This window comes from Aquiflexum sp. (genome assembly GCF_041751335.1).
GTDB lineage: Bacteria > Bacteroidota > Bacteroidia > Cytophagales > Cyclobacteriaceae > Aquiflexum.
In genome coordinates, this window is the sequence record NZ_JBGSXS010000245.1 from 1 (window position 1) to 6,852 (window position 6,852).

The following is a 6,852-nucleotide window of genomic DNA, read 5'->3' on the forward strand; positions in this document are numbered from 1 at the left end:
GCTGCACAGCCGCCTTTAGATCATATTCAGTTTGTCCGGAATGGGCAAAAAGCAATTGTGCAGGATCCTCCGCTAGGTGGTCCTGCACAAATTGTTTTATTGATGATGTATATTTTGTTTGGGGCATTGGATGCAATTTAACTCATGACATGACTTTGAGTCATGGCATGAACAATTCTTAAGCCATGCTGTGTTCCTTCAGATATTCTGCAATCTGAACGGCATTGGTGGCGGCACCTTTTCTAAGGTTATCAGCCACGATCCACATGTTCAGGGTTTTTGGCTGGGATTCGTCTCTTCTCAGTCTTCCAACAAATACTTCGTCCTTTTTATGCGCAGTCAATGGCATAGGATAAATGTTGTTTGCAGGGTCATCCTGAACAATGATACCTGGGGTATTTGATAGGATTTCTCTTACTTCTTCCAGATCAAAATCATTGTGAAACTCGACGTTTACTGATTCAGAATGTCCTCCCATAGTTGGGATTCTGACAGTAGTGGCAGTGACCTGTACGCTATCGTCTCCAAAGATTTTTTTGGTTTCCAAGATCATCTTCATTTCTTCCTTGGTATATCCATTGGGTTGGAAGACATCTATATGTGGCAATACATTCAGGTCAATTTTATGGGGATATACCATCTCAGCAGGTTGTCCGGCACGCTCGGCCATCATTTGGTCAACGGCAGCTTTACCTGTTCCGGTGACAGACTGGTAAGTAGATACCACTATTCTTTTGATACCATATTTTAATCGCAATGGATTCAAAGCCAAAACCATCTGAATGGTCGAGCAGTTTGGATTGGCAATAATTCGGTCATCTATTCTCAGGTCTTTGGCATTGATTTCAGGAACCACCAGTTTTTTGGTGGGGTCCATTCTCCATGCAGAGGAATTGTCAATAACAATCGTTCCCACTGCAGCAAACTGTGGCGCCCATTCCAGGGAAGTACCTCCGCCGGCAGAAAAGATCGCAACGTCCGGCTTCTCAGAAACAGCCTGTTTCAATCCAATTACCGTGTACTCCTTGCCCTTGTAGCTCATCTTTTTACCAGCAGATCTTTCACTGGCTACAAGTAGCAATTCGTCAAATGGAAATTGGTGCTCATCCAGCACCTCGAGGATTTCTGAGCCTACCAATCCGGTAGCTCCTACAACGGCTAGTTTCATTTTTTTTTGTTAATTGGTTTAATAAATGAAGCGCAAAGGTAAGGTAAGAATTTTCAAAAATGATATAAGACCAAATGATAATTGCTTTATATTCAAAATAATGTGAGGTTTTTTGAAAGAAATGGAAGAAAAGTAAGTTATCCGTTTATTTTAGACCTGAAGTAAGGCTGATTATTTATATTTAGGTATATGAAGCCTAAGTTTTTTGTGGGGGTTTTGCTCGCTTTATCCCTACTAGGTTGTTTTTTAGACCTAAACAATGTTTTTGCACAGGTTCAGGATTTTGAAAGCAGCTTTGATATTGTCAATCATCCTGAAGAGTTTTTAACAAATTGGTCGGCAAATGAGCTGAGAAATACCGCTGCGAGGATTTTCCAAGCTTCAGGGGAAGGTCGAAATGGATCAAAGGCTTTGGGTGTTCAGCCGATAAGTTCTTTTAATGGTGAGATATTTGTCAGGATCTCTACCGTAGATTTGATTGAACCCAAAATCACTTTTTTTGCAAAAACCAGACAGAACGGAACAGGCAACAGACCTGCCATTGTTGAAGTCTCATTTTCGAAAGATTTTCAGGATTTCGTGTCCAAAATTCAAGTTGGCTCAGACAGCAGTTTCCCCAACCGAAATACAGAATACAGACTTTATGAAATTGCAATTCCCGATCATTTTCATGAATTAGAAAAAGTGATATTGAAAATCGAGGTCAAATATGGACCGGGAACTGGGTCAGCTTCAAGGTTTTTTATGGACGATTTCGGTATTTTCAATGGTGATCAATTAGTTGACCCGATTCAGGTGAAAAGTGCTGCATTGTTGGATCCTTTTTCGGTTGAGGTGGTTTTGGACAGAAAAGTTTTGGAGCCTTCGGAATCACAAATAACACTTGGAAAGTATCTTATCGAAGAACTGATTTTTTATACGGACACATCATTTGTAGTAGTGTCATCCTCAATGATCCAAGATGAAAAGATTTGGTTGAATCTGGAAGGGCTCCAGGAATTGGATGGTCGAATGACTGATGAAATCGAATTTGAGATTGACAATTCGGAAATAAAAATCGGGGAAATGCTTGTCATAACTCCTGATCGGATTTCTATCAGTTTTTCACAGCTATTTCTACCTGCTTCTGTTTCCCAATCTTCCCACTTTATGATTTATGGGGCACCTCCAAAGAGTATTGAACTCTCGGAGAATGGATTTGCAGTTTTTCTGGATTTGGGTAAAGAGTTGGTTTTGGGAGAATCAGTGGTCGTTGAAGTACACAATGTCCAAAATCTTCAGGGTAATACTATGAGCGAAACCCAAAGGAATTCTTTCATTTACAGTGATTTTATAGAGACCGTTTTTTTGGAATCAGAAACCAAACTTATAATTGTTCATGAGATTGACCTTGATTTGAATTCTATTGATATTGGTGGATTTGGAGTGGAGGAAAATCCAGAATACGGTTTTTCGATTAGCTTTCCGGAACCAAATATTATCCAACTGGAAAGCAACAAAGCATTTCCAGAGGGGCAGGTTTTCACTTTGCAAGTGGGAATTAGAAAAAGTGGCAGAGGGTATTTGATTCCGGGATCAAAGCGGGATTTTGTTTGGGATATTACTCCACCTGAAATTGTCAATGTTTTCCCGGTAAACAGGGAGAAAATCGTGGTAGTTTTTTCGGAACCGTTGGATCCGGTGTTTGCAGTTATCCCTTCTGCATATCAAATCAATGATAAACCCCCAATTTCGGTTTTGCTACAACCCAATCCCAACCAATTGATTCTAGAATGGGGATTTCTATTTGAAGAGGGTGTGGAATATACTTTGGCCATTGATGGGATTTCGGACCTGAATGGAAATGTCACAAACAACTTTGTCTTCTCTTTTGGTTTTTCGAATCCTGGCAAATTGTCCTTCAAAGAAATTGTCATCAATGAAGTAATGCCCGCACCCCGTGCAGGGAATAGCCTCCCTAACGTGGAATATGTGGAACTTTTTAATACAGGAACTCAACCGATATATCTCGGTGGACTTCAATTAGCCAATTCGAGAAGAGTCACAACAATTCCTTCCGGGATTCTGGAACCTGATCAATACATCATACTCGCTCCCAGAAATCAAGCAAATCAATTTAATCCATATGGACAGGTATTGGGATTGACGAATTGGCCTACTTTGCTCAACTCCGCTGATAAAGTAAAGCTGTTGGATGCGGATAATCATGTGATTGATAGTTTGGAATATAATGCTGCAAGTTATGGGTCGAGCAGCATCGCTTCGGGAGGGTACAGTCTGGAAATCGTAAACCCTTTTATAAAATGTAATTTGCTGAACAATCTCCGGCCTTCCTCAGACCCGAAAAGAGGTACTCCAGGTGCTGTTAATTCAGTATTTGAGGAAACCCCTGACAAAACAGCTCCTGTTTTTGTCAAATCTCAAATTATTGGGGATAGGCGTGTTGTTCTTTCTTTTTCCAAAACCCTTAGTGCAAACATTCAAAGTCTCAGCATGGAATTTCAGCCTTTCCTTAATTTGATAAAAATTAGTCAGGGAGAGAACTCAACTGATTTGATACTTGAATTTGGGCAAAGCCTAGAGCCTGATGTTTTGTATAAAGTAGCAATTAAAGGGCTTCGAGATTGTGTTGGTAACTTGTTAGATGAAAATAGTCAGGTGTTTTTCGTGATTCCTTCGGAAGCCCAACTAGGAGATGTAGTTATCAATGAAGTATTGTTTAACCCAAGAACCGGGTCACCCAAATTTGTGGAGATTTATAATTCCTCTTCCAGTTATATTAACCTGAAAGACTGGAAGCTCGCAAATCTCAATTCGGATCAGGATATTGCAAACAGGAGAATGCTTTTCAATGATGATTTTGTGGTTGCGCCTTTTTCATTTTGGGTTTTTACCACTGACAAAGAGAAATTGAAGGCTGAATATCCCAAAGGAAAGGAAGGGAAATTTATAGACTATTCATCATTGCCAAGTTATCCGATATCATCAGGGAATGTGGTTCTGTTGAATCCGGATGAGTCAATTTCGGAAATATTCAGCTATGATGATAAGATGCACCATAGGCTTTTGAAAGAGACGAAGGGCGTATCGTTGGAAAGGATTTCCCCGCAAGTTTCAGTCGAAGATCAAAACAATTGGTATTCAGCATCTTCTTCTGAAGGTTTTGCGACACCTGGATATCGGAATTCACAGATTCACGATGGGTTCAATGGCTTTGGGATTGAAGTGTCTCCTGAGGTGTTTGTACCTGATGCAGCGGGTGAACAACCATATTCCAGTATCAAATACAAAATGGATCAGTCAGGAATGGCAGGGACTATTCGCATCTACAGTGTCAATGGACTGTTGGTAAGGGAATTGTGTCAAAATGCGATTTGGGGAAATGAGGGCTTTTATATTTGGGATGGAACAGATTCTGGGGGTAAAAAAGTAAGATCCGGATATTATGTGGTATGGGTTGAAATATTTGACTTACAGGGAAATGTAAACCAAATTAAAAAAACGGTTGTCGTTGGCACAAAATTCTGATCTTACATGATGGATTTCGGAAAAAATCTGTAAATTGATGTAACCTGAAATAACCGGACTTATGAAACCTGACATTATCACAGAAACATTGAAAACGTATTTTATTCAAAAAGGCAAAACCTTGAAGGTCATTCAGAGGTATCTAAGTATAAAATATCACTTATCTACAGACGAAAAATTGCTGGAAAAGAGATTGCAAAATCTGGCTCCCAATTAAAAACCGTCTTTGACGGTTTTTTTATTTTTGATTTTCAAAAGGTAAGCGTATTTTAGGGGACTTTTCAATCGCCCTTACATTCTGATTGGAATTAACCACTTTAAAGAAAGAGCTATGAGTCAAGAAGGAAAAACCGCATATTCTCCTGAAGAGTTGAAGGAGTTTGAGGAAATCATTTTAAAGAAATTAAGTTCGGCAAAAGAGGAGTTGAGTTCACTCAAACAAACTCTGAGCAAAAAGAATGACAGCGGAACGGATTTTACAGCCTCTACTGCAAAATTGCTGGAGGATGGAGCAGATACCCTAGAAAGGGAAAGTATGAGTCAACTTGCCGCGAGACAGCAAAAATTCATCATCAACTTGGAAAATGCACTTATCAGAATCAAAAATGGCACCTACGGTGTTTGTGTCGATACTGGGAAATTAATAGCGAAAGAGCGTTTGAGAGCAGTTCCGCATACTATGCATTCAATTGAGGCTAAATTGGCTAAAAAGTAAGTTGGAATTTTTACATAAGCATATTGAGGCACTGATATTTTGCTCACCTTCTCCGTTGGGTATTGAAGAAATCCAAAAATGCCTGACGGAGATGTTTGAATCTGAAGTGCCTAAAGAACATATTCTTCAGGCTTTAGGAACATTGCAGGAAAAGTATGAAGGTGATGATTATTCTTTTTCTTTGAACCATTTGGGTGGTGGATATCAGTTTTTGACCAAGCCTGCCTATCAGGTCAGTGTTTCTATTTTGTTGAAGCACCAATCACACAAAAGACTTTCTACAGCCCAATTGGAGACACTGTCTATTATTGCTTACAAGCAACCTGTTACCAAAACAGAAGTGGAACATATCAGGGGGGTCAGCTGTGATTATTCCATTCAGAAATTGCTGGAAAAGGAATTGGTCCTAATAAAAGGAAAATCTGACAGTGTTGGAAGACCTATACTATATGGGACAAGTGAAAAGTTTATGGAATATTTTGGCATCAACCACCTGACCGATTTACCTCAACCCAAGGACTTTGCAGGAGAGCAGAATGAGATTGGGGAGGAGAAGGAGTGAGCGGGATGAAGGATGAAGGATGAAATTTGTCCGATGACGGATGTCGGAAGTAAGCTTTGCCAATATTAAATAGCTTTGACATTTTTTTATTGTTAATGAGTATTCCATTTACTTTAGAGTTCTGGAATTACCTACTTTCAGCGCAATTAGCTCTTTGGCTACTCCAAACCCAACATCGGTCATCTGACAACTAAAACCAAAACCAAGGAATTAAGTCAACCGGCATCCCACCCCATAAAATTCAGACTTCCCCCTCAAACCTTCTTCACTTCTGCATGTGCTGAGATCAGGTATTTTTTGCCGGTCTTGATCTCTTGGCACAATACCCTTGTTCTTCTGGTGAGTTCTTTTTGGAATTTTCGGCCTTGAAGCTCGAAAACTTCGCCCGGCGTTATATCCGCCAATAAAGAGACATCAGGTTTCTTATTTTCATCATAATGTTTGACGGCTTTGCTCAAGAATAGATCTGCCCCCGAACTGGCTTTTGGGTTGACCATGTGCCTTTTTAAGGGTATCAGGATATCTTTTGGAAATACCGACTCATTGAGAAGAGGGGATAAAAGAATTCTAAAAGTTGCTTTCCATTCTGCACCATGTGGTTTGATATTTAGACCATATTTTTCAAAGGCCCTGAAATGGGCAACCTCATGGATATAGGTAATCAAAAACTGGAAACGGTTAAGGTCGTGATTGATGGTGATGGTTTGTACTTTTCTGTCCCGTCGGTATCTAAAGTCCCCTAATTTGGTCTGACGGGTTCGGGTAATGTAAAAATTGAAAGGAACTTCTTTCCACAATTCCCAGCAATATTGGGCCGAGTATTCCGGGACATGTTTTTTGAAAGCCTCCAGAAATTTACCATCATGATTCATGCCCTCA

At 39.9% G+C, this 6,852-nt stretch carries 5 protein-coding genes; 3 read left to right on the forward strand and 2 right to left on the reverse strand.

The genetic code is table 11. The features are described from left to right. Window positions 1–178: 178 nt before the first annotated feature. Window positions 179–1,168 carry an aspartate-semialdehyde dehydrogenase gene (locus ACEW8U_RS13910; RefSeq protein WP_373522658.1) on the reverse strand — a complete coding sequence of 330 codons (990 nt, stop codon included), beginning with the start codon at window positions 1,166–1,168 and terminating at the stop codon, window positions 179–181. A 189-nt stretch (window positions 1,169–1,357) separates the two neighbouring features. Here ACEW8U_RS13910 and ACEW8U_RS13915 point away from each other — a divergent pair, with 189 nt between their 5' ends. From ACEW8U_RS13915 to scpB, 3 genes are all read left to right on the forward strand, one after another. Further along, window positions 1,358–4,696 (forward strand): lamin tail domain-containing protein, encoded by a 3,339-nt coding sequence (locus tag ACEW8U_RS13915; RefSeq protein WP_373522659.1) that lies wholly within the window; start codon window positions 1,358–1,360, stop codon window positions 4,694–4,696. 331 nt (window positions 4,697–5,027) lie between these two features. Continuing rightward, entirely contained in the window at window positions 5,028–5,411 is a 384-nt protein-coding gene (locus ACEW8U_RS13920; RefSeq protein WP_373522660.1) for a TraR/DksA family transcriptional regulator, read from the forward strand. Window position 5,412: 1 nt separating this feature from the next. Next, window positions 5,413–5,973, forward strand: coding sequence for an SMC-Scp complex subunit ScpB (gene scpB / locus ACEW8U_RS13925; protein WP_373522661.1), 561 nt, complete (start codon window positions 5,413–5,415; stop codon window positions 5,971–5,973). A 254-nt stretch (window positions 5,974–6,227) separates the two neighbouring features. Here scpB and ACEW8U_RS13930 read toward each other — a convergent pair whose 3' ends face one another. Then, complete coding sequence (locus ACEW8U_RS13930; RefSeq protein ID WP_373522662.1) at window positions 6,228–6,845, reverse strand: SprT-like domain-containing protein; 618 nt, start codon at window positions 6,843–6,845, stop codon at window positions 6,228–6,230. Window positions 6,846–6,852 lie beyond the last annotated feature (7 nt).

What these genes read in the sequence shown, in the direction of transcription:
- ACEW8U_RS13910 (WP_373522658.1), bottom strand. Translation starts at nt 1,168, where the DNA reads ATGAAACTAGCCGTTGTAGGAGCTACCGGATTGGTAGGCTCAGAAATC.
- ACEW8U_RS13915 (WP_373522659.1), top strand. Translation starts at nt 1,358, where the DNA reads ATGAAGCCTAAGTTTTTTGTGGGGGTTTTGCTCGCTTTATCCCTACTA.
- ACEW8U_RS13920 (WP_373522660.1), top strand. Translation starts at nt 5,028, where the DNA reads ATGAGTCAAGAAGGAAAAACCGCATATTCTCCTGAAGAGTTGAAGGAG.
- ACEW8U_RS13930 (WP_373522662.1), bottom strand. Translation starts at nt 6,845, where the DNA reads ATGAATCATGATGGTAAATTTCTGGAGGCTTTCAAAAAACATGTCCCG.